At 38.4% G+C, this 22,959-nt stretch carries 17 protein-coding genes; 6 read left to right on the forward strand and 11 right to left on the reverse strand.

Going from position 1 to position 22,959, the window contains the following annotated elements; genetic code table 11:
• Window positions 1-194 precede the first annotated feature (194 nt).
• Both gyrB and asnB read right to left on the reverse strand, forming a co-directional pair.
• Window positions 195-2,135 carry a DNA topoisomerase (ATP-hydrolyzing) subunit B gene (gene gyrB / locus LB465_RS00720; protein ID WP_224465952.1) on the reverse strand — a complete coding sequence of 647 codons (1,941 nt, stop codon included), beginning with the start codon at window positions 2,133-2,135 and terminating at the stop codon, window positions 195-197.
• A 184-nt stretch (window positions 2,136-2,319) separates the two neighbouring features.
• Window positions 2,320-3,939: an asparagine synthase B gene (gene asnB, locus LB465_RS00725; protein WP_224465954.1), complete on the reverse strand. Its 1,620-nt coding sequence runs from the start codon at window positions 3,937-3,939 to the stop codon at window positions 2,320-2,322.
• Window positions 3,940-4,185: 246 nt separating this feature from the next.
• Here asnB and LB465_RS00730 point away from each other — a divergent pair, with 246 nt between their 5' ends.
• On the forward strand, window positions 4,186-4,758 hold the full coding sequence (locus LB465_RS00730) for a DUF2911 domain-containing protein (protein WP_224465956.1): 573 nt from the start codon (window positions 4,186-4,188) through the stop codon (window positions 4,756-4,758).
• A gap of 56 nt (window positions 4,759-4,814) precedes the next feature.
• Here LB465_RS00730 and LB465_RS00735 read toward each other — a convergent pair whose 3' ends face one another.
• From LB465_RS00735 to LB465_RS00755, 5 genes are all read right to left on the reverse strand, one after another.
• Window positions 4,815-5,447, reverse strand: coding sequence for a 7-carboxy-7-deazaguanine synthase QueE (locus LB465_RS00735; protein ID WP_224465957.1), 633 nt, complete (start codon window positions 5,445-5,447; stop codon window positions 4,815-4,817).
• Between the two features lie 58 nt (window positions 5,448-5,505).
• Window positions 5,506-6,963, reverse strand: a complete 1,458-nt coding sequence (locus tag LB465_RS00740; RefSeq protein WP_224465959.1) for a M14 family metallopeptidase — start codon at window positions 6,961-6,963, stop codon at window positions 5,506-5,508.
• Window positions 6,960-7,631 carry an N-acetylmuramoyl-L-alanine amidase gene (locus tag LB465_RS00745; protein ID WP_224465960.1) on the reverse strand — a complete coding sequence of 224 codons (672 nt, stop codon included), beginning with the start codon at window positions 7,629-7,631 and terminating at the stop codon, window positions 6,960-6,962. The genes LB465_RS00740 and LB465_RS00745 overlap by 4 nt, the downstream gene beginning before the upstream one ends.
• Before the next feature lie 69 nt (window positions 7,632-7,700).
• On the reverse strand, window positions 7,701-9,116 hold the full coding sequence (locus tag LB465_RS00750; protein WP_224465962.1) for a SusD/RagB family nutrient-binding outer membrane lipoprotein: 1,416 nt from the start codon (window positions 9,114-9,116) through the stop codon (window positions 7,701-7,703).
• A gap of 12 nt (window positions 9,117-9,128) precedes the next feature.
• Window positions 9,129-12,221, reverse strand: a complete 3,093-nt coding sequence (locus tag LB465_RS00755) for a SusC/RagA family TonB-linked outer membrane protein (RefSeq protein ID WP_224465964.1) — start codon at window positions 12,219-12,221, stop codon at window positions 9,129-9,131.
• A 170-nt stretch (window positions 12,222-12,391) separates the two neighbouring features.
• Between LB465_RS00755 and dacB the strand changes: the two genes are divergently transcribed.
• From dacB to LB465_RS00780, 5 genes are all read left to right on the forward strand, one after another.
• Window positions 12,392-13,711, forward strand: a complete 1,320-nt coding sequence (dacB, locus tag LB465_RS00760; RefSeq protein ID WP_224465966.1) for a D-alanyl-D-alanine carboxypeptidase/D-alanyl-D-alanine endopeptidase — start codon at window positions 12,392-12,394, stop codon at window positions 13,709-13,711.
• Window positions 13,712-13,736: 25 nt separating this feature from the next.
• Window positions 13,737-14,789 (forward strand): S66 peptidase family protein, encoded by a 1,053-nt coding sequence (locus LB465_RS00765; protein WP_224465968.1) that lies wholly within the window; start codon window positions 13,737-13,739, stop codon window positions 14,787-14,789.
• A 76-nt stretch (window positions 14,790-14,865) separates the two neighbouring features.
• On the forward strand, window positions 14,866-16,392 hold the full coding sequence (locus LB465_RS00770) for a helicase HerA-like domain-containing protein (RefSeq protein WP_224465970.1): 1,527 nt from the start codon (window positions 14,866-14,868) through the stop codon (window positions 16,390-16,392).
• Between the two features lie 25 nt (window positions 16,393-16,417).
• On the forward strand, window positions 16,418-16,975 hold the full coding sequence (locus tag LB465_RS00775) for a hypothetical protein (protein ID WP_224465972.1): 558 nt from the start codon (window positions 16,418-16,420) through the stop codon (window positions 16,973-16,975).
• 186 nt (window positions 16,976-17,161) lie between these two features.
• Window positions 17,162-17,365, forward strand: a complete 204-nt coding sequence (locus LB465_RS00780; protein ID WP_224465974.1) for a hypothetical protein — start codon at window positions 17,162-17,164, stop codon at window positions 17,363-17,365.
• An 81-nt stretch (window positions 17,366-17,446) separates the two neighbouring features.
• On the opposite strand, the gene ftsZ is transcribed toward LB465_RS00780, so the two are convergent.
• The 4 genes from ftsZ to murC are packed head-to-tail and all read right to left on the reverse strand — an operon-like array spanning window position 17,447 to window position 22,945.
• Window positions 17,447-19,486, reverse strand: a complete 2,040-nt coding sequence (gene ftsZ, locus LB465_RS00785) for a cell division protein FtsZ (protein WP_224465976.1) — start codon at window positions 19,484-19,486, stop codon at window positions 17,447-17,449.
• 26 nt (window positions 19,487-19,512) lie between these two features.
• Window positions 19,513-20,880 carry a cell division protein FtsA gene (ftsA, locus tag LB465_RS00790; RefSeq protein ID WP_224465977.1) on the reverse strand — a complete coding sequence of 456 codons (1,368 nt, stop codon included), beginning with the start codon at window positions 20,878-20,880 and terminating at the stop codon, window positions 19,513-19,515.
• A 3-nt stretch (window positions 20,881-20,883) separates the two neighbouring features.
• Complete coding sequence (locus LB465_RS00795; RefSeq protein ID WP_224465979.1) at window positions 20,884-21,600, reverse strand: cell division protein FtsQ/DivIB; 717 nt, start codon at window positions 21,598-21,600, stop codon at window positions 20,884-20,886.
• Complete coding sequence (murC, locus tag LB465_RS00800; RefSeq protein ID WP_224465980.1) at window positions 21,590-22,945, reverse strand: UDP-N-acetylmuramate--L-alanine ligase; 1,356 nt, start codon at window positions 22,943-22,945, stop codon at window positions 21,590-21,592. Before murC ends, LB465_RS00795 begins: the two co-directional genes overlap by 11 nt.
• Window positions 22,946-22,959: the final 14 nt, after the last annotated feature.

Consider the following 22,959-nt stretch of genomic DNA (forward strand, 5'->3'; position numbering starts at 1 on the left):
CAAAAAAAGTATTCCAATAATAATGTTAACGAAGAGCATAAAAAAAGCTGTCTAAAAAGTCTAATTCCGTCAAGCTGAACTTGTTTCAGCTTCTAATATGTTTTAATTACCAACATCTTAGATTCTGAAATGAATTCAGAATGACGATTTAAAAACTTTTCAAACAGCCCCTTTTCTTCTGTACTCCTTATTAGTTATGCATCAATATTAGCATATTTAGCATTTTTCTCAATAAATTCACGTCTTGGTGGTACTTCATCCCCCATTAGCATAGAGAAAATTCTATCGGCTTCACCGCTATTATCTATATTTACCTGTCTAAGTTTACGTCTTTCAGGATCCATTGTAGTATCCCAAAGTTGCTCGGCATTCATCTCACCAAGACCCTTATAACGTTGAATTTGCACGCCACCACTGTAACTTTCAGCAATTTCGTCGCGCTCTTCCTCGCTCCAGGCATAACGTTTTCTACTTCCTTTTTTCACTAAATACAAAGGTGGAGTTGCGATATAAATATGCCCTCCTTCTATTAATTCCTTCATATATCTATAGAAGAAAGTTAAAATAAGTGTTTCAATGTGACTACCATCTACATCGGCATCACACATTATCACTACTTTATGATATCTTAATTTGTCGGTATTTAAGGCTTTACTATCCTCTTCAGTTCCAATAGTTACCCCAAGAGCGGTGTAAATATTTTTTATCTCCTCATTATCAAAAACACGATGTGTCATCGCTTTTTCAACATTCAGGATTTTACCCCTAAGTGGAAGAATTGCCTGGAACTTACGATCACGACCTTGCTTGGCAGTACCACCTGCAGAGTCACCCTCTACAAGGAATACTTCACTTTGCGTGGGATCCTGTTCTGAACAGTCAGATAATTTCCCGGGTAAACCGCCGATACTCATCGCGGTTTTACGCTGAACCATATCACGAGCTTTCTTAGCTGCGTTTCTGGCCTGGGCAGCAAGAATTACTTTCTGAATAATGGTTTTCGCATCATTCGGATTTTCTTCCAGGTAATTTTCCAGCATTTCGGAAACCGATTGTGAAACCGCCGAAGTTACTTCCCTGTTTCCAAGTTTTGTTTTTGTTTGCCCTTCAAACTGAGGCTCGGCAACTTTTACTGAAATAATCGCGGTTAAGCCTTCACGGAAGTCATCTCCTACGATTTCAAATTTCAGTTTATCTAACATTCCGGATGCATCGGCATATTTCTTAAGCGTAGTGGTTAAACCACGTCTAAAACCAGATAAATGCGTTCCACCTTCGTGTGTATTAATATTGTTAACGTAAGAATGCAGGTTTTCGCTAAACGAGGTATTATATATCATCGCAACCTCAACAGGGATTTCATTCTTCTCACTTTCCATGGAGATCACATGACTTATAATTGGCTCACGATTTCCATCAAGGAATTTTATAAATTCTTTTAATCCTTCTTCAGAATGAAACCTTTCAGAAAGGTATTCTCCCTTTTCATTAACCTCACGCTTATCGGTAAGTGTAATTTGAATTCCTTTATTCAAAAAAGCCAGCTCTCGCATTCTGCTAGACAAAGTCTCGTAGTTGTAATCTACACTTTGTTGAAAAATGCTGCTATCGGGCTTAAAGGTAATTACGGTTCCGTTTAATTCGGTTTCACCAGCTTGTCTTACCGGGTAAAGCGGTTTTCCTATTTCATATTCCTGTTCCCAAACCTGGCCATCTCTGTAAACCGTAGCTTTAAGAGTAGAAGAAAGCGCATTAACACAACTTACCCCAACCCCGTGCAAACCACCGGAAACCTTATAAGAATCTTTATCGAATTTACCACCGGCACCAATCTTGGTCATTACAACCTCCAAGGCTGAAACACCTTCTTTTTTGTGAAGATCTATCGGGATTCCCCTTCCGTTATCCTCGGTGGTTACCGAGCCATCTTCATTTATGGTTACTTTAATCGTATCACAATGGCCGGCCATAGCCTCATCTATAGAGTTATCTACCACCTCATACACCAAATGGTGCAAACCTCTTACGCCGGTATCCCCAATATACATTGAAGGCCTTAGGCGCACGTGCTCCATTCCTTCTAAAGCCTGAATACTATCGGCGGAATAACTTTGTTTTTTGGGTTCTTCGCTCATATATTTTTGCTAATTAAATTCGTCTATTTTGAATAACGAACAAATATAACAAAACGCATATTTTAATTAAGCTTGCAAGCCCTTCAACAGCTTTAAGTTATTAACAATTTGTGTAAAAAAAAGCCCAAAATACAGCAAATTTAATGCTGCATTTCGGACATAACAAACCACACGATTGTTTACTCTATATTTGGGCTAATTCTTCGAGTTGTTTTTTAGCGTTAGTTGCCAGGTGAGAAGTGTTTGCTCTTCCACTTGGATCAAGATCTTCCTGCCATTTAGGTATCCATCTTTTCACTGTTTTCGCAGCGTTTTCCTGTGGGAAATGACTTTGGAATATTTCTCTATAGAAATAAGCTTCCTTAGTAGCGGGAGTATTGTAAGGATACTTCTCTGCTGCCATAGCCATTTGCTCATCAGAAACCCTCGCTGAAGCGTGAGCAATAAGCTCATCTATCCAGCTATAACCTACACCATCACTAAATTGTTCTTTTTGTCTCCATAACACCTCATCTGGTAAAAATGGCTGCTCTGGCGTATCAAAAGCTTTTCTTAGAATATATTTTTCTACCCCATCATAAGTTTTTGGTAGTTTATGAACAGCTTCAGTTTCCATTGCTGTTTTTAAGAACGCCTTATCTAAAAACGGCACCCTAGCTTCAAGTCCGTGGGCCATTGTAGATTTATCTGCTCTAAGGCAATCGGCAGTTGCAAGTCTTTGCACTCTTCTAATGGTTTCTTTCTGAAAATCATCAGCAGTAGGTGCGTTTTTAAAGTAAAGATAACCTCCAAAGATCTCATCGGCTCCTTCCCCACTTAAAACTACTTTTACACCTTTTTCTTTAATTCCTTTAGAAAGGAAATACATTGGTGTGCTGGCTCTTATAGAAGTTACATCGTAAGTTTCTAAATGCCATACCAGTTTTTTAAGAATATCGATTCCTTCCTCTACGGTAAAATGAAATTCAGAATGCTCGGTCCCAAGGAACTTGGCAACTTTTCTTGCCGCAACTAAATCGGGAGCGGTTTCATCTAAACCTATAGAGAAAGAATGCAGTTTTTGCCCGCTATCTTTCATCAACCTTGCGGCGATAGAAGATGTTAAAGATGAGTCTAAACCTCCACTTAATAAAACTCCCAGAGGAACATCGGCCATTAATCTTTTACGCGTTGCTTCAATTAAGCTTTCTCTTATTTTTGAAAGATCTAATTTTTGCGTTGCCTTTTTATAATCGAACCAATCTGGCGTATAATATTCAACAAAACCGGTTTCCGGGGTGTAATAATGTCCCGGAGGAAAAGCTGCAAAGCTGCTGCATTGATCTACTAAAGTTTTCATTTCACTGGAAAACCAGATAGAACCTTCATCATCTGTTCCGTAATAAAGCGGTTTCACCCCAATTGGATCTCTCGCCGCAATAAAATCTTTACCATCTACCACTACGAAAGAAAATACTCCGTCTAATTTATCAAGAAAATCCACTCCGAACTCTTCATATAAATGAACAATTACTTCTGAATCTCCTGTAGTTCTAAAAGAATGATCTTTTAATTCATTATTTCGCAAAGCCTGGTGGTTATATATTTCCCCGTTGTGAATCATCCAGGCAGTTGAAGTTCCCTGGATAGGTTGTTTTCCAGTTTCAAGATCTACAATAGACAATCTTTCGTGACTTAATACATAACCTTCTTCGGTTACATGTACATCACTTTGGTCTGGACCGCGGTGCGACATTCTTTTTGATAGCCCGCCGATCTTTTCTTCTGATAATCGTTTTCCGATTACTGCTAAAATTCCACACATAACATTTGCTCTATTAATTCCATACAAATATGCGCCATAGCTTACATTTTATAAACACAAAATCGAAAATTGATATAATTTGAAAATGAATTGTGGAAAATTAAAATTCATAAGTAAGCAAATATTCCCGGAATTGCTTACAAACTTTACATCTGTAAAAATTCAATATTTTAACAGCAACTAAATAAATCTTTAACACCTTAAGAAATAACAGTAAACTATCTTTAACCTTAAAAATCAAACACAATGAAGAAAATACTTTTAACTACGCTATGTTTAATAGGATTTCTAGGGTTCCAGGATGTACTGGCCCAGGAAACAGAAAAAAACAACGAACCAAATTTTCCAAAGTTAGATACCAGTCCTATGGACATGATTATACATCGTGACCAGGGAGACGCAGTTGTTATGCGGGTAATTTACAGTCGTCCTCAAACTCGAGATCGGGAAATCTTCGGAAAACTGGTTCCTTATGGAGAAGTTTGGAGAACCGGTGCTAATGAAGCTACCGAAATCACTTTTTACAAAGACATGGAAATTGGTGGTGAAGTTGTAAAAGCGGGTACTTACAGCCTTTATACAATTCCAGACGAAAAAGAATGGACCGTTATTCTAAACCAATCTACTCATACCTGGGGAGCTTATGAATATACAGACGAGGAGGATTATGTAAGAATAACAGTTCCTGTTAGAAATTCAAGTAAAAAAATCGAAAATTTTTCAATGGCTATAGAGCAGAAAGAAGATGAAGCAGGTGCAAACCTATTAATGGGTTGGGCCGACAAATATATAAAAGTGCCTTTCTCACCCGCAGGATAAGCATAAATTAGAATTATTATCAAAAACGGCTGTTTGAATTACAAACAGCCGTTTTTTTATGGAATATTAAGATATTTATGAGTTTGAAGTGAAACCTTCCACTTTGGGTTTTTCATCACAAAATCTACAATTAGCGGCATCATTTTATCTCTATTGCTCCATTCCGGTTGCAAATATAAAATACAGTTTTCGCTAACTTTTTCAGCCTGTTCTTCAGCAAACTTAAAATCGTGTTTATTGAAAATAATCACTTTAAGCTCGTGGGCCAGCGGATAAATTTCTTCAGTAGGCAATTTTATTTTCTTGGGTGATAAACAAATCCAATCCCATTGCCCGGTTAATTTATAGGCTCCGGAAGTTTCAATATGAATATCGCAACCTTTATCTTTAAGCGCACCTGTAAGTCTGGTCATATCCCAGGTTAAAGGCTCTCCACCCGTAATTACAATGGTTTTACTGCTAGCCACCGCTTTTTCCACAATTTCACCAATATGCGTTGGTGGATGGATTGATGGATCCCAACTTTCTTTCACATCACACCAATGGCATCCTACATCGCAGCCTCCAATTCTAATAAAATAAGCGGCCGTTCCTTTATGAAATCCTTCTCCCTGGATGGTATAAAATTCTTCCATTAGCGGAAGCATTATCCCATCGTCTACCAATGCCTTTGTCTCTTCTGTAATCATAGCCTGCAAAGATACGTAATCTCTTATTTTTAAGCTGTGCTTCAGGCTGAATTCCTTTTTAATCTAAAATAAGCGCATTTTCTACACTGAAATTTTCTTCGGAAAGATCTATTAAAAATCCGTTAATCACAGCATAAACCAATTTCCCGTCTTTTTGGAGAAAGAAATGTGGCTGCAAATTTCCCGAAATTTCGAAGTCTTCAGAAACGATATTAATGGGTGATTCTGTAAAATCTTCTTCGGGTAATTCTTCTAAAGCTACATAAGCATAACCTTCTTGAAGTATTTCTGAAATATTTTCCTGCTGAAGTTCAGCTAAGTTCTGGAAAGTTTCGGGATAGATTTTGCCTTCAACTAAGCTAAATCCGGAAGCATCCAGTTCTTCATATCCGTAAAACGTAGAAAGATCTCCCCTATCTGCGATATAGGCATCATAAAAATAATCCAGGCTTTCGTCCTGAATTTCTCGCTGATTAATCCCTAAGTCTAAAATATATTCTTCTCCCAATAATTCATAAGTAAGCCCTGTAAGCTTTAAATCGAAAAGCTTCCTGTCGTTATTCGGGATTTCTTCATATTTAGATATATCAGCATTTTTATAATCCCCGTCGGCAATAGAGAAAACAGCGGCAAGAATGGAAACGAAATTCAATTTTCTAATTTCCTGTTTTTCGGGATCGTTAGCATAACCACCAGATTCAATTAAAACAGTACTGGTACCCCATTTCTGGATATTATCTCCAAAGGCACGCGGCTCAAAATCGTCGTTATACCGCCCAACCTGACCGGGGGCGTATTCCTGGAGAATTTCATTCATTTGTACAATTACCTGCATTGCTGCGCCACGAACATTGTTTATAGATTTTTCATAATTAAATGCCGGAGCCAGATAAGAAATAGTTGCCGGTTTTGGAGTTCTTTCGGCATTGTAATAGGTGCTTTGATCGTGCAGGTTGAAACCAAAATCAGCATCGAGACTATCTCGAACCTTTTTTAAAGTTTTACTTTCCGGCGACTGTAAACGCAAGGCATCGCGATTAATATCTACTCCCAGTAAATTCCTGCGCTGAAAACGCTGCGCGCCATCTGGGTTCAGCATTGGTAAAAAGTGAAGTTTTACGTTCTTCAGCATTTCTTCTTTTTCTTCTGAAAATTCTTCGGAATCCAGGAAATTAAGAATATCAAAAATAGCCATTGTTGCCGTAGATTCATCGCCGTGCATTTGCGACCAAAGAAAAACATCTACCTCACCTGAACCAACCGAAATTAAATGAAGCGGTCTACCCTCAATAGACTCACCAACTTTTGCAACCTCAAAATTCTCTTTCTTCTTAAGCTCGTCTATTAAAGGTTGAATTTCAGCCTGTGTAAATCGGCGTTTTTCAATAGATTTTTCTTTAAAATCTTCATAGGAATTATACAACTCCTTATAAATTTCTTTTTCCTGCGCTGAGCTAATTGAAACAGTAAGAAAACCGAATAAAAAGAAGAGAAAACTTATATTTTTGAAATTCATTTTTTATTGATTTTTGGTACCGTTTTAAAATTAAGGCTTTTAGTTTTTTCCCGGACTTTTTGCATAAATTCTTTTCCGGGATCAGTCTTTTGGGTGCGGTAGCCGTCGTCTTTTTCAAGCCATAATTGATGCCCCTCAAACTGCGGATATTCATAATGCCCTAATAAATATTCAATATCGTATTTTTCACTCAAATATTTCACTAATTCGATATTGGCTCTAATTTGAGCTTCAGTAAGCGTGGTTTCTTTGGCGCCACCAACGTTTTCCACTCCAATCGCGGCGTGGTTTAATCCAATTACGTGTCTTGCCATCGTTGTTTCTGGCATTAAGCGATAAATAGTCCCATCGCGATCTACCAGAAAATGAGCCGAAACATTTAAGGCACCGGCTTCTTGAATATCTTCTCTTGCACCCGGTAATTTTACTGAGTTAAAAGCACGAAAGGAGCTTTCTAAATCTGGTATAGCCGTCCAGTGCAATACAATCATTTTCGGATTAATATCAGGGGAAGATTGTTCCAAATTATAGCGTTCTTTTAAATATTCCAGGCTAAGTTCTTCCCGCTCTTCATTAAAAATAATTGGACGATCAATAATTCTTTCAGCAACATCTGCACTTTTACAACTGAATAGAAAAAGGGTGAAAATTATAGTTATATATCTCATTTTAAAAGTATTTAAAACCAAAATCTCCCGGGCCGGCCGGGAGATTTAAATTGTTACTGATATAAGGACTTATTCATCCCAAAAAATTCTATCTAATAAGGTCACGTCTGGAACATTGCTTCCATTTCTTCCAATTTCTGAATCGGGATAACGCAATCTTCTAATAAACTGGCCATTAAGATCTGGATTAAGATTTGCGGGAAGATCAAAATTTTCATAATCATAATCGTGTCTTCTGGCATCTACCCAAGCTTCAGGATGCAAGAACATCACAATCCATTTTTCTTTGAAGATATTATCTATAGTGAAATTATCCTCTCCTACACTAACCGCTGAGCTATTTACATACGCATCTATTTCTGCTTGTTCAACTCCCAGCATTCTCATGTGCGCCCTTATTCCTTCACGATAAGCATTATAAGAACGTGATATATCTATTTCAAAAGCAGCTTCAGCTTCAATAAATTTTTGTTCAGCATAGGTTGCGATTAAAACCGGAGACTGTTCTGAAGTATAGAAATCTCCCGGGACCAGTGTAGAACGTTCACCCGATTCGGCTGCACTACCGCGGCCTTCACCATTTGGAACACCCACATACTCTCCATCGTCAGTAGTACCAATCATATAAGGCAAACGTGGGTCTTCTACCCCAAAGGTAGTCCCATCAGTTGCTTCTACAAACTGTTCAGAAATCCATCCGCCCAGGATTAGGTTTTCATTATTAATAGCCACATTAGCCCAAGGATTGAATTCTTCTTCAAAATACTCAACCTCAGCGTTATCTTCATTACTCTCAAAACCGGCATCTATCGCTGCTAAAATTTCAGCAGGATTATATTGATCGGTTTTACTTAAGTGATTTGCATAACGCGCTTTAAGCATATTTGCAAATTTAATCCATTGGTCTGCATCTCCGTTATAAATAAAATCATCCGATCCAATTGGCAAATCTGTTTCTTGTGAAAGATTAGCTATCCCGTTGTTGAGCAATTCAAAAACCCTGTCGTACAAAGCCGCATCATCGTCATAAGAAGGAGTGATGGTTTCAAAATTAAAACTTTGACTAAATGGCACATCTCCAAAAGCATCTACGGCCATCGCTAAATTTAAAGCCATTAATACCTGGCCGGCACCTTCGTAATGAGAAGCTCCAGTTTCGTTAGCTTCTAAGATCATATCATTGAGATCTGTCATAACATTATACAAAGAAGACCAGGTGGTGTTGAAACTTAGGTCATCCATAACATCTGAAGCACTTGCTTGGTTTGGAGAAGCTAAATATTGTACATAATAAGAAGTTGTACTGCCAATTCTAAATGTATTTTGAGCTGTTTCAAATGTAGAATTAACCATCAATCCGCTTAAGGGAGCAGTTGTAGGGTTGTTCGGATTCTCATTTATATCAAGGTAATCGTCACAGGCCGTAAAAGTGAGAAACAGCCCTGCGATTGCTATAAAACTATATGTTTTTCTTAAAATTTTCATATTCAATATTTTTTATAAACCTAAGTTAAGTGTGAAAAACAAGCTTTGCACGCCCGGATATCCAAGTCCTGTAAAGCCAGTAGCATTACCACCGGCACCGGCACTAAAAGATTCAGGATCAAAGCCATCCCAGGGTGTATAAAGGATGATATTATTAGCCGCTACTGAAACTCTCGCACTTTCAAGGAATGAAACGGAGCTTAATAAATTTTCACCAAAGTTATAACCCAGTGAAATGTTACGAAGCTTGATAAAAGAAGCATCGTGCACAAAATTTTCACTCACAGAACGATAGTGATTTCTATAGAAACCTGCTCCGTAATCCCTACCATCGGGCCCTTCTCCCTGGCCTAACCAAACTTCCTGAGTATTGGGAGACCCATCGGCAAGGACACCATCAAAAACGCGAGTTTCATTTCTATCTAAAGTATATTCAGCTATACCAAATGCAGAAAAGAAGTTATCGTATTGGCTATATTGTTCTAAACCGGTTCTGAAATCAATAAGGAAAGAAAGATCAAAATTCTTATAAGTGAAATCATTCTTTAAACCTCCAATCCATTTAGGAGTGGTATTTCCTAAGATTAATTGATTTCCATTTCTAACCGGAAAACCATTTTCACCAATTACTATAGGTAAATCTTCATTTAAGAAAAGATTGCTTTCATCGGCTCCAAAACGCTCATAACTGCTTCCAAAAATATTACCATAAGCTTCTCCTTCTATAAGTTGCATAGTAACGGTACTACCGGCATATCCAAACTGGCTTCCAACCTGAATTTGCTCTATACCTTCTCTAATGCTCACCACTTCATTTTGGTTATACGCCGCATTTAAAGTTATATTCCAGGTAAAATCTTCGGTTCTAACAGGATTACCAGAAATAATAAATTCAACACCCTGGTTTTCAATCTCCCCTGCGTTAGTGATGAAAGTAGAGAACCCTGAAGATTCAGAAACCGGTACCGGAATAATTTGATCTTTACTATTAGATTTATACCAGGTAAGGTCTATTCCTAAACGGTTCCCAAAAAATCTAAGATCGGTACCAAATTCAATAGAAGTAGTTCTTTCTGGTTTTAATCCAAGATCGCCAAATTGGCTAAATCTTGTAAAACCAACTTCACCTCCTAAAGGAAAAATACCCGGTGAAGTATAGGTTTGGCCTATTCTATAAGGATCTGTATCCTTACCTACTTCAGCGTAAGATGCTCTAAGTTTTCCAAAAGAAAGCACTTCTGGCATTTCAAAGGCTTCGGTAAATATAAAACCTAAGTTAATTGAAGGATAAAAGAAGGAATTGTTCCCTTGGGGTAAAGTTGAAGTCCAGTCGTTTCTACCGGTGATATTAAGGAATAACATATCGTCATAATCTACCATAAGATCTCCATATAAACCTACCAGTCTTTTCTTACGTTTATCTTGTGAATTTGAGAGCTGACTGGCATAACTTAGATCGTAAAATTGAGGAATCACGAAATTCTCTCCGGTCGCATCAACCCGTTCGTAGTCACGTTCAAAAACGTCATTACCAACGCGCAAGGTGGTGTTCCACTTATCGTCCCATTGCTTCTTTAAGGTAATAAAGAGGTTAGAGTTTATATCCCTGCTATCTATTCGGGTTTCAGTAATAAATCCCTGCGAGCTCAAAGGAACTTCACCTTCAATACCTAACGGGCCGGGAGTGATTTCTGTTCGGGAATCTGTATAAAAATCAGTACCAATTAGATAATTTACATCCATCCATTCAAACGGACTATATGTAAATTTAAGGTTTCCGATTATACGGTTAACTTCATCTTCAAAAGTACTAAAACGGGCATCGTAAATAGGATTGGTATTGCCCCCAACAGTTTTCATAGTACCATCCTCATTTATATAATCGTTGATATCCTGCATTGGAGAATTGTAGACCATACGCTCCATAAACCTATCATGCGGCACACGATTACCTCCCGAAATAGTATAGTTCATATTACCAGCTACCTTAAGTTGGTCACTAAACTTCAATTCTCCATTTAATCTGGCTGAAGTTCTTCCCCAATTACTAAAAGGAATAATACCTTCCTGATCCAGGTTATTTATAGAAGCATAGAAATTTGCTTTCTCATTTCCCCCTGAAATATTAAACGAGTTATCTATTTGAACTCCTGTTCTCATTGCATCTCTCCATATATCATTAATTTCGGCATCGGGATCTATTTCTCTAATTTCATCTATAGAAGGACCCCAGTTTGGCCAAAACGAATTAGGATCGTAAACGCCACCAAATCCTTGTCCATAAACATCCTGAATTTCTGGATATTGATTTACCTCTTCAAAGCCTATGGTACTGTTCACATTAATACGAACATCTCCGGCTTTACCTTTTTTAGTGGTAATAATCACTGCACCATTTGCAGCCCTAACCCCATAAAGTGCTGTTGCAGCCGCACCTTTAAGAACGTTCATAGATTCAATATCATTTGGATTGATATCGGCAGCCCGGTTAGATAAACCACGAGGCGTACTACCACTCTCTGTGGTAGAGTTATCTACCGGAACACCGTCTATTACAAATAAAGGTTGGTTATCGGCATTTGGGTCTAAAGAGTTTACCCCTCGAATAATTATCCTCGCACTTTGCCCTGGTGCACCACCCGAATTAGTAATTTGAACCCCGGCAGTTTGCCCCTGAAGTGCATTTACAATATTAGGCTGATTAGTTTTAGTGATATCTTCACCCTGAATTTCCTGAACGGCATAACCTAATGCCTTTTTCTCTCTTTCTATTCCCAGTGAAGTTACTACTACCTCATCAAGACCCTCCATATCTTCGGTCATAGCCACATTAATCACGCTACGACCTTCTATAGCTTGCTCCTGACTTTCAAAGCCCAGGGAAGAAAAGACTAAAACTGCATCTTCAGCAACCTCAATAGCATAATTACCATCCATATCGGTTACAGTACCGTCGTTAGTTCCCTTTACCAAAACATTTACGCCCGGTAAAGGCATTCCATCACTGGCTACGGTGACTGTTCCGGTCACCTCCTGTTGCTGTGCAAACATTCCAGTAATCTGGAAAAATGCCAGCAAGGCCATAATCGTTAATTTGTTTCTCATTCCTTTTGTGTGTTAAAGTTTTCTGAATAATAAATTAAATATACCGAAAAGCGCCAGAACAAGGCAAATTTGTTGACTTAAAAATTAAACTTTTATTAACTTCTTGATAATTAAATTAACTTTGTGCTAATTTTTTAAAAATACTTAAACCTGTTTAAAATTTTATAATCGTGAACAATTCCTCAAAAAAATATTTTTTCCTAATTTCAATGCTCATTTTGTTTGGCTCATGTTCAACGACCCGGAACATAAGCAAGCCTTTAAATAAAATTTTTACCGAATCTCCTGTTTTTAAACAAGGGTTTGCGGGTTTTATGGTGATTGACCCGGAAGAGAACAAAACTCTTTACAGCCATAACACTAATAAATACTTCACACCGGCCTCCAACACAAAACTTTTTACTTTCTATGCAGGCTTAAAAATTCTGGGCGATTCTATTCCTGCGCTTAAATATCTTATTGAAAATGACACCCTTTACTTTAAAGCCACAGGAGACCCGTCATTTCTAAATGAAAATTTACCTAATTCCTCAGTTTTTGAGTTTCTAAAGAATAACAAGAATCATTTGACGTATGTAGCACCAATCTACACTGAAAAGCACCAGGGACCCGGTTGGGCCTGGGACGATTATAACGCATACTATTCAGCTGAACGTACTGCTTTTCCTATTTATGGCAATATGGTAGGATTTGATTTTGAAAAAAATAAGGAGTTTCCTGTGGTTTCACCTCGAATTTTCAAAGATTCCCTGGCAAGTTCTAAGGACAGCTTAATTTCAGCCCGGATTATACGTGATATAAACAGTAACCGATTTCAGTTTAACAATCAAAAAAAGCAATCAGATTTTTCACAATCTGTACCTTTTAAAATTTCTTCGGAAATTCTCGTAAAACTTCTAAATGACACGCTGCAAAAACCGGTTAGCTTAATTCAGAATTCAGAATTAAACAAGAAGCTTGATAAAACGCAATATAGTGTTCCCGCCGACAGTGTTTATAAAGAAATGTTGAAAGTAAGCGATAATTTTATAGCAGAACAAATCCTGATTATGGCCGCGGGAAAATTGTCAGACACTTTAAAATCTGATATCGCTATAGATTATATGAAGGAAAACTATCTAAAAGATTTGCCCGATGAACCTATGTGGTATGACGGCTCGGGGCTTTCACGCTACAATCTTTTTACCCCCCGAAGTATGGTGAGACTACTTCAGAAAATTAAAGCTGAAGTTTCGCAGGAAGAATTACTGGAAATGCTACCAACCGGCGGGCATTCGGGAACTATAAAGAATTATTACAAAGCAGAGGAACCTTATGTTTTTGCAAAAACAGGAACTTTAAAAAATAATCACAGCCTTAGCGGATACCTTAAAACCAAAAACGGAAAAATCCTCATTTTTAGTTTTATGAATAGCAATTACACCGTACCTTCCGCAGTTCTTAAGGCTGAAATGGAAAAAGTGCTGCTCAACATTCGTGATAATTACTAACTTTAGTTTTTCAAAATCACCGCAAATGCAACGTAGAAAATTCATTCAAAATATAGGAATAGGAAGTTTGGCTTTTCCGCTGGCTAATTTTACTGAAATTGATAAAATTGGTCCTTTAAATAGCTCGGTTATAATTCCTCAGGGATTAAAAGAAGGCGATACAGTTGGAGTTGTAAGCCCTTCCAGCGCGATTTTTGAAAGCGAACCTTACGAAATTGCTAAAGAAAGTCTTGAAGCAATGGGATTAAAAGTGAAATTCGGCAAATTCGTAAAAAGCAACTACGGACACCTGGCAGGAACCGATGAAGAACGTGCCGAAGAACTCAATAATATGTTTCGTGACGATTCGATTCAGGCTGTTATAGCGCTTCGGGGAGGATCAGGTGCAGCAAGGATCCTGGATAAGTTAGATTATGAAGCTATAAAAAACAATCCAAAAATCTTCATCGGTTACAGCGATATCACTGCGCTACATTTAGCGATTTACGAAAAAACCGCACTTGTAACTTACCACGGTCCTTTAGCGGTTTCAACCTGGAATTCCTTCAGTTTTGATCATTTTAAACGTTTGTTATTCGATAAAGAGAAAATAACTTTCACCAATCCCACCGATAAAGGCGATAACCTGGTACAAATCGAAAACCGCATTAGAACTATTCAGCCCGGCGAAGCCACCGGCCGACTTATCGGCGGAAATCTCTCCGTACTTACCGGTATTATGGGGTCAGAATATTTCCCAACAGATTGGGAAGACAATATCCTGTATTTAGAAGATGTAGGTGAACAAATTTATGCCGTAGACCGAATGATGAGTCAGTTGCAATTAGGTGGAGTACTGGATAAAATTAGCGGATTTGTTTTTGGAAAATGTACCAGCTGCAATCCCGGCGGCTCGGGATATGGATCCTTAACTATGGAAGAAGTAATAGATCATTATATAAAACCTTTGCATATCCCGGCTTTTACCGGAGCAATGATTGGCCATATAGACGATAATATAACGATTCCTAACGGATTGAAAGCGAAGATAAACGCTACAAAGGGCAGCATTGAACTTCTGGAAAACCCCGTTAAATAATTATTTCATAAAAAGTAAATTGGCTTAAAACCGCCGATTATTCCCAACAATTCTTATTTTTAAGAAAATTTTAATCTTGGATAAAACGCAGGAATTCGTAGAACATATTCGCAATGCCTACCAACCCAAAGGTGATTATATTCATTTGGGTGCGGCGATGCTAAACGGTGAAACATTTGCCGATGCTGCGGTTAAAATTCCGTTGAAAACAATGAACCGCCACGGACTTATTGCCGGGGCTACAGGAACGGGAAAATCAAAAACACTACAAATTTTAGCTGAAAATCTTTCGCAAAAAGGCGTTCCCGTTTTATTAATGGATGTAAAAGGAGACCTTAGTGGGATCGCGAAGCCATCTGCCGGAGAAGAATTTCTACATGAACGGCACAAAAAACTTGGCTTTCCTTTTAAAAGCTCAAAATCGCCGGTTGAATTCCTTACTATTTCAGAACAAAATGGCGTTCGGTTGAGGGCTACAGTTAGCGAATTCGGCCCTGTTCTTTTATCCCGAATTTTAGATGTCACTCCAACCCAGGAAGGAATTCTCGCCATTATTTTTAAATATTGCGACGACCATCATTTGCCATTGCTAGATCTTAAAGATCTTAAAAAGATGCTTCAGTATGTGACCAATGAAGGCCGCGAAACCATAGAGAATGAATACGGTAGAATTTCCAGCGCTTCCACCGGGGCTATTTTAAGAAAAATTGTAGCCCTCGAACAACAAGGTGCAGAGCGATTTTTTGGGGAACGCTCTTTTGAAGTAACCGATCTTACCAGAAAAGACGAAAACGGCCACGGCTATGTAAACATCATGCGGCTTACCGATATTCAGGATAAACCAAAACTATTTTCAACTTTTATGCTGAGCCTTCTGGCAGAGATTTATACAACTTTTCCCGAGGAAGGCGATAGCGACAAACCAAAACTGGTGTTGTTTATAGACGAAGCCCACCTTATTTTTAAGGAAGCTTCAGGAGCATTGTTGGATCAAATAGAAAGTATTGTAAAATTAATTCGGTCTAAAGGTGTGGGACTTTATTTTGTTACCCAAAACCCCACCGATGTTCCTTCCGAAGTACTAGGTCAGCTGGGATTGAAAATTCAGCATGCGCTACGAGCATTTACTGCAAAAGATCGAAAAGCTATAAAATTATCGGCTGAAAATTATCCGATTTCGGAATACTACGATACCAAAAACCAGCTTACCTCGTTAGGTATAGGAGAAGCACTGGTTTCGGCATTAGACGAGAAAGGAAGACCTTCTGCACTCGCTGCCACAATGCTAAGAGCACCAATGAGTAGGATGGATATCTTAACCGATACCGAACTGGAAGAGCTTATTTTACAATCTAAATTAAGACCAAAATATAACGAAGAAATTGATCGTGAAAGCGCGTATGAACTTCTGAATAAAAAAATAGATGAAGCGGAGGCTAAAGAAGCCAAAGAAAAGGCTGAAGCTGAAACTTTAGAACGAAAAAAAACCGCTACAAATAGCAGCCGAAGCTCTGGAAAAACACAGGGAGCAATTATAAAAGTGCTTACCAGCGCTACTTTTATTAGAGGCGTAATGGGCGTGCTCAACAAATTATTAAAATAAATATCATCAATATTCAATCTAAAAAATGAAAAAATCTTTGCTACTTATTCTAGGCTTAACTTTAGGTCTAACCTCCTGTCAAAAAGACGAAGACAATCCTTTTTTAATCACTGCTAACCAGGTTGGCCCGGTTAACCGGGATATCAAAATTAACCAGTTAGACTCTCTATTTTCGGAAGATTCTCTTGTAAAACAAAAAAGTGGTGCCGAAGAATTTCGGGCTACCAGTGAAATAAAAGTTTTTGAAAAAGGCGGCAAACCTTTAATGATTTTAGAGCCATTACAGGAGTTCGATTCTACCAGTACTATTGGTTATATCCGTGTGTTGGACCCGAGATATGAAACTAAAAGTGGTTTGAGTACAGCGAGTACTTTTAAAGATATTATGGAAGATTATAATATTTCAAGAATTGAAAATACGCTTAATGCAGCTGTAGTTTTTATAGACGATATTAACGCCTACATCACCATAGATAAAAAAGAATTACCTTCAGATTTAAGGTATGATACCGACTCCAAAATTAGAGCATCTCAAATTCCCGACGATGCGAAAATCAAGTATTTTATGATCTATTGGGACTAAAATTTTAAAGATGTTAAAGATGAAAATTAAAGGTTGGGAAGATGAAACTGAAGCAATTTCTGAAATAGAAAATGGATTCCTCAACCTATAAAAAGCTATTAAGCTCATTTTTTTACGAAATGTTAATCACAGTATGATTTTCAAACATTTGGCTACCTTTATCTCCCTAACCAAAACACTTTAGCTATGATTAAAATCTTAGGAATTATCTTAACCGTTGGCGGTGCTATTGCACTGGTAATGGGGATTCTGGGAATTTTTGGAAGTATTACTCTTATGTTAAGTCCCTGGGCACTGGCCATCATTGGGTTTATTTTCTTTATTTCAGGGATTTCCCTTATAAAAAGAAGAAAAGATACTGAAGATATTCAAACAGAGAGAAAAGCTTAATAAGACTTTTATAAAACAAAAAAGGTGCCCATTGCGAGGCACCTTTTTTTTATGAACAGTAATATATAATAAAGATTGATGTTAGTCTACATTATCATGTAAAAAGGAGTTATTTCTTCTAAAATGAAGATCATCATTATCGTCCTTTCCTAAAGTAGTTCGAGATAATTTTCCTTCTCCTTTTTCATTCTTATCCAAATCTACGCCCTGTCTTTTGTAGGCAGGTTGTTTCTCAATTTCATCTATTTGGGCAGCGTTACTTCTAAACTTGTAATTAAACTCTTTCATTTTTGCCCTACGCTCTGCAGCGCGCTCTATTAAAATTTCAGAAATAGGATTGTTAAACGGGTCTTCATCCCCAGTTTCTTCCTGTTTTTTCTCAGGATTTTGAGGTTCCGGTTTTACCGTTTTCTTTTCAAAAGCGATGGTTTCATCTTTTGGATCTTCTTTCTTCTTTGGCTGAGGCTTTGATCTATCTAAAGATTGCTCAAATTCCATATAATCGTCCAGGCTGTAACGTTTTACACCTCGTGTAGAACTTTCAGTCACCGGAACGATCTCCACTGGTTCATTTACTTCAATGTTTTTAGACTCATCTTCTTCAAGCTGATGTCTAACTTCCTGCTTTTGCTCCTGTCTTGGTTGTTGAGCTCTAGGCTGTTCTTGCTTAGGTTTAGGTTGCTCTTTTTTAGTCTCCTCTTTTTTCTCCTGATTTATAGGAAAATCGAAAGTGAACATTATTTGATCTTCATTATCATTCTGAACCTCTTCTGGCTCATTCACTTCCATAGATTTTATTTCTTCTGAAGTATCATTGATAATAAAATCATCAGGATTTATTTCTTCATAAGAAACTTCCATATCCCGCGCCGATTTTGGCGTTTTGTACAGTTCGTCCTCCTTCACCTGGATGTTCCCAACTTCATCTACTTCCTCTACACTATCGTCTAAAGTATGTACAATGGTATTGTCGGGTTCCTGTGATTTTGGCTCTTCCTCTTGTTTTTGCTCTTCTTTCTGTTGGCTCATTTGCGGGTAAAATCCTCTTTTCTTCGGATCTAATTTCTGCTCCGCTTTCTGGTCATCCTCCAGGGTATGGATAATCTTTTTGGTTTCAGTATTTACAATTTCGTTTTGTTGTTCTACGTTAAACCCCGTAGCGATAATTGTTACCGAAATTGCATCATCTAAAGCTTCATCTTCACCGACACCCATAATAATATTGGCGCTGTGACCGGCTTCTGCCTGAATATGATCGTTGATTTCACCAATTTCATCAATAGTAATTTCCTCACCACCCGAAACGATTAGCAGTAATACGTTTTGGGCACCGGTAATCTTATTATCGTTTAATAAAGGAGAATCTAAGGCTTTGCTTATAGCATCCTGAGCCCTGCTAGCACCAGTAGCCTGTGCAGATCCCATTATTGCCGTTCCACTATTGCTTAATACGGTTTTCGCATCTCTAAGGTCAATGTTTTGAGTGTAGTGATGCGTAATAACTTCAGCAATACCCCTGGAAGCGGTAGCTAAGACCTCATCGGCTTTAGAGAAACCGGCTTTAAAACCAAGGTTTCCATAAACCTCCCGAAGTTTGTTATTGTTGATTACGATTAAGGAATCTACGTGACTTCTTAGTTTTTCTACCCCAAGTTGGGCTTGCTCGTTCCTCATTTTCCCTTCAAATTGAAAAGGAATGGTCACGATACCAACGGTTAGGATATCCATATCTTTTGCCTGTTTCGCGATCACAGGAGCTGCACCTGTACCGGTACCACCTCCCATACCTGCAGTGATAAATACCATTTTGGTATTTACATCAAGCATTTGTTTAATTTCATCAAAACTTTCTACGGCTGCCTGCTCCCCGATTAATGGGTTAGCTCCGGCGCCAAGTCCTTCGGTTAGGCTTACTCCTAACTGTATTTTATTGGGAACTGGACTATTATCAAGGGCTTGTGCATCGGTATTGCACACCACGAAATCTACTCCTTTTATCCCTAACTGGAACATGTGGTTTATAGCGTTGCTACCTCCTCCACCTACACCAATAACTTTAATGACGTTCGATTGATTCTTTGGCAAGTCGAATGCAATGTTGTCGAATTCTGTACTGCTCATAAATTCTGTTTTACTGGTTCTCTCTTTTACTCTGCGTTATCTAAAAAATCTTTAAACTTCTCAGCCCATTTATCAAAAATGCTCTTTTTAGGCTGTCGTTTGGGAGCTTCGGGATCTTGTTTTAAATCATCACCATCCGGGGGATTTTGTTCAAAATCTTCCTGCAACTCCGCCTCTTCTTTATCTCTCTCTTCTTTGCTTTTCAACACTACTTCTTCCTGAAACTTCTTTTCACCATGTTCCAGGCTATTCATTACCAAACCTACCGCGGTAGCATAAACCGGACTGGTAGTTTCGGTATCGTTATTTCCTGCCAGGTGCTCGTTCGGATATCCAATTCTGGTATCCATTCCGGTGATGTATTCTGCAAGTTGTTTTAAATGCTTCAACTGCGCGCCACCTCCGGTTAAAACCATTCCGGCAATTAATTTCTTCTTCTGTTCTTCGTGCCCGTAGTTTTTAATTTCCAGGTAAACCTGTTCAATAATTTCTACAACCCGGGCGTGGATTATTTTTGAAAGGTTCTTTAAGGTAATTTCCTTAGGTTCCCTTCCGCGTAAACCGGGAATAGAAACAATTTCGTTGTCTTTATTTTCACCGGGCCAGGCAGAACCAAATTTAATTTTCAGTAATTCGGCCTGTTTTTCTATAATTGAACACCCTTCTTTGATGTCTTCGGTAATCACATTTCCACCAAAAGGAATTACCGCGGTATGCCTAATTATTCCGTCTTTAAAAATGGCTAAATCGGTAGTACCGCCACCAATATCTATAAGTGCAACCCCGGCTTCTTTTTCTTCCTGGCTCAATACTGCATTAGCCGAAGCCAATGGCTCTAAGGTCACTGCTGAAAGTTCTAACCCGGCGCTCTTCACACATCTTCCAATATTTCTAATGGAAGAAACCTGGCCTACCACTACGTGGAAATTAGCTTCCAATCTTCCGCCGTACATCCCGATAGGTTCCTTGATTTCTGCCTGGCCGTCTACCTTGAATTCCTGTGGTAAAACGTGAATAATTTCCTCGCCGGGCAACATCACCAATTTATGAACCTGGTTACAAAGGCTGTGAATATCATCGGCGTCAATAACCTCTTCAGGGTTTGTCCGGGTGATATAGTCGCTGTGCTGAAGGCTTCTTATATGCTGGCCGGCAATTCCAACCACTACATCGCTGATTTTTAATCCTGAATCTGCTTCTGCTTCCTGAATAGCCTGTTGAATAGACTGAATAGTTTGAGTAATATTATTTACCACCCCTCGATGAACACCTAGGCTTTTGGATTTTCCAATCCCTACGATCTCCACCTTTCCATATTCGTTCTTACGTCCAATCATGGCCACAATTTTTGTGGTACCTATATCTAATCCTACGGCTATCTCGTTGTGTTCCATAATTTACTTTTTAGTGCAAACAACCTGATCTCCAAATTGTAAATTCACTTTTTTGTAGGTCTCTAATTTCTTGTCTTGTAAAGCTTTTTTATAAAATGCTTTAAAATTATTGAACTTTAAGGCTATGTTATCGGCTTTACCGAAATACACCTTAAAGTCAAGCTTTCTCATTTCTAATTCAAATTTATCTCCGGGCAAACGCTTAACACCGGTAATATGGCGTGTTAAGAATTCATCTTTCTGAATATAATCTACTAACGGATATGCCTTTTCTACATTACTGGAGTCTATTCCTGAAACTAACGGTACTCGTGCTGCATAATACGGTGAAAGCGGCATCGCGCGACCATTTCTATCTAAATAAAAAGAAGAATTCCCCACGATTCTGCCAATGGGTTTACGCTGACTTATTTTAGTTTGGAGTTTCCCGTCCAGACTTAAAAAAGCTTCAGCATTTTCTATCATATCGTGATTATTCAAAAGGCTTTCTACCCTATTCAAATCTAAAATTTCTTTGTCTATGCCAGCCGCGGCCACATCATTTTGTATCAACAACTTATTAACCGCTTCCTCAGTAACATACAGGTTTTCACCCGTAACAAATTGCACTTTTACCTCGCTCACTTTTCGGGAATTATTCCGTTTTTCGGCAAAACCGAATAGAAATCCCACTAAAATGAGCAAAATAGGCAGTTTTATGTAATTTAGTTTAAGCTTCATCCTCCAGCGCATTTTTTATAGATTCCACTTCTTCCCCAATACTGCCGGCGCCCATAAGCACCACCACTTCGGGATTTAACCTTTTTATCTCTTCAATAATATTTTCTTTCTGAATTAATTTCTTTGAATTATTATTTACTTTTTCAAGAAGCCAGTTTGAAGTTATTCCTTCAATGGGCAACTCTCTAGCTGGATAGATATCCAACATTAACAATTCATCAAACAAAGCCAGACTTTCGGCAAAATCATCTACAAAATCCCTGGTCCTGCTGAATAAATGTGGCTGAAATACCGCCAATACTTTCTTCCCGGGGTGCATTTCTCTAACCGCCTGGTTTACCGCAGCGATCTCAGCCGGGTGATGTGCATAATCATCTATAAGCACCAGCTTATCTGACTTAATTTTATACGAAAATCTTCGTTTCACACCTTTAAAACTATATAACGCCCTGGCTAGCCTGGGGATTGGGGATCCATATTGGATAGCCATTGCCAGGGCGGTTATAGCATTTAGCAAATTGTGTTTGCCGGGTAGATTAAACATAAAATCTTCAACAACTCCATTGGGAGTTTTAAGATCAAAATGATACGTGCCATTTTCAATCTTTATATTCTGTGCCGAATAATCGGCATCGTCTTCTATTCCAAAAGTGATTCCCTCTGTTGGCAAGCCATTTTTCACGAATAAAGTTCCATTTTCGGGAACCAGTTTAGCGAATTGCCTAAAAGTGTCTTCCAGTTCTTCTTTCTTTCCGTAAATATCCAAATGATCGGCATCCATCGAGGTTATTGCCGCTATATTTGGCGCAAGATGGAGAAAAGATCTATCGAATTCATCGGCTTCAACCACAATAACTTCGTCGCCTTTCAGGATCAAATTACTTTGAATATCCTCACTAATTCCGCCTAAAAATCCGGTGACTTTTGCACCGGTCTCTTTAAGTAAATGACCTAAAATTGCGGTGGTTGTAGTTTTACCGTGAGTTCCCGCTACGGCCAAAGTGGTTTTTCCTTTCGAGATCAAACCAAGAACGGCAGCTCTTTTCTTCAGCGTAAATTCATTATTTCTGAAATAAGCTAACTGCTCGTGTGCCTCGGGAACTGCAGGTGTATAAACTACCAACGTATTTTCTTTATTTGTAAATTCAGCAGGAACAACATTCATTTTTTCATCATAAACCACCACAATATCTTCGGCTTCCAGCGTTCTGGTAAGCGAAGTTGAAGTTTTATCATAACCGGCCACAGTCTTTCCCTGGAATTTAAAGTAACGCGCTAGCGCACTCATCCCAATACCGCCAACGCCGATAAAATAAATGTTTTGTATGTGGTTTAAATCCTGCATTCTATTTTCTCACC

This window comes from Salegentibacter lacus (genome assembly GCF_020164555.1).
Taxonomy (GTDB): Bacteria; Bacteroidota; Bacteroidia; order Flavobacteriales; family Flavobacteriaceae; genus Salegentibacter; species Salegentibacter lacus.